This is a genomic window from Bartonella sp. AD328YNZD, from assembly GCF_042196425.1.
Genome location: NZ_JBHIQG010000416.1, coordinates 1 through 1881 on the forward strand (window position 1 = coordinate 1; position 1881 = coordinate 1881).

Annotated in this window: 1 protein-coding gene and 1 pseudogene; both read right to left on the reverse strand. The window is 41.0% G+C overall.

What is annotated here, in order from left to right; genetic code table 11:
* Positions 1–1151, reverse strand: a 1151-nt coding sequence (tolB, locus tag ACFIO3_RS12385) for a Tol-Pal system beta propeller repeat protein TolB (RefSeq protein WP_375704548.1), incomplete at its 3' end; no start/stop codon positions are given.
* A gap of 32 nt (positions 1152–1183) precedes the next feature.
* A pseudogene (locus ACFIO3_RS12390) lies at positions 1184–1881 on the reverse strand (cell envelope biogenesis protein TolA); the annotation flags it as partial.

Below are 1881 nucleotides of genomic sequence, written 5' to 3' on the forward strand. Positions count from 1 at the left end.
TGAAAACCCGTGGTTAAAATTCGTTCTCCTTGTCCATCTGGGCGCATAACACCGATAGAAAATTGTCCGCTTAATTGTTTTGTAAAGGCGATATAGTCACCCCGTGGAGACCAAATAGGTGTTGAATAACTCCCCTCGTTTGAAGAAATACGTTGAATATCACTCCCATCTGCATTCATTTTATAGATTTGCGGCTTTCCGCTACGATCTGAAGAAAAAACAATTTGTTTGCCATCCGGTGAATAAGAAGCAGAAGTATCAATAGCAGAAGTTGTTGTAAGTCGCGTCATCGTACGGGTTCGTAAATCCATGGTGTAAAGATTGGCACTCCCATCATTTTGTAACAAACTCATGATGACTTTTTGTCCATCAGAAGAAAAACGCGGAGCAATTGTCATGTTATTAAACGTTCCAATCAACTCTCTTTGCCCCATTTCAATTTGTTGGAGATAAACATGAGGTACTTGATTTTCCTCATAAGCCATATAGGTCAATTCTTGTCTTTTTGGGGAAAAACGCGGTGTAAGCACCAATTCACTTCCATCGGACATATAAATCAAATTTGCTCCATCTTGATCCATCATGGCTAAGCGTTTAATGCGTGCATTTTGAGGTCCTGTTTCATCGATAAAAACAATTCTTGTATCAAAATAACCACTTTCTCCTGTCATCTCACTATAGATCTCATCTGCAATTATATGGGCCACACGCCGCCACCGTTCTGTCGCGGTATAAAAACGCCGTCCTTTCAGTTGTCGCTCTCCAAAAACATCCCATAAACGAAAATCGACTCTCAATCGTCCATCGATTTCTCTCATGACTTGCCCCGTCACCAAACCTTGCGCTTTTATTTTCTGCCAATAAGCAAAATGCGGTTGTTTATTAGGACTAGAAGTGTTTTCAACAAAATTTGCTTTATCAAGCGGTAAAAAAAGCCCCGACCGTTCCAGATCGGCTGTCACCACAGCCGTTATTTTAGATCCAATCGAATCATTGGAAATAAAGTCTGTAATTGCAATGGGAATGGGATTAAAATCAGCGCTTGAAATCGTCCCTTTCAATTGCGCATAAACCAATGAAATATTTGAAAGCCACAACCCACAAGTGACAATAAACCAAGCAAAAACTTTATATCTCGTTATAGTCATCATGGAATGCGTCCTTTCGTTAAGCGATTTTTTTATCATCTTATTTCTTGGAGGGGATCAACATTAAAGTCAAAACCTTGCCCCCACAGGCCATATTGATCACGTGGGAGATCTGCATAAGGTTGGCATGAAAAAACAGCCGCGTATACCTGCCTTATCATAATAGCTTGTTGACTCTCAAGACCGCTTACAGGATCAATGATAGGATCACCCACAACCATTCCTTCACGGTCCAAATAAAATCGCAACCGCACGACCGGACGATTCTTTAAATCGCCACCAAGCGCTACAAGTTTAAGCTTCTGTTGAATACACCCCCCAACAATATTGACCAATGTTTGTGCCATTTTTGTGGTATCATTAATATTTTTTCTTGCACCCAAAGCTTCTGGTGTATGAGAACGTTTTGCTCCTCCTCCTTGTGACCGCGCACGATTGAGCAAATTATTTTCCTCCATGGCCAGAATATCTTCAATGGTCTGTTTCTCTTGGTGTTTCTTGCTAAGCTTTGGCGTATTTTGATTCAATGCCGCCTTATTTTTCATTGTAGATTCTTCGTCAAATTTTGGTTTCAACTGTGGAAGAAGAATTTTTTCTGGAAGCACAATTTTGGGAACTTGATGAACCACCTGCTCTGCCGGTACTTTTTGTACCGTTGGAGTCAATTCTTTTGGCGATACCATCTCTTCATTTTTGTGCAAAGGCTTAAGCGCAGTCTCGGGTGCATCCTCCG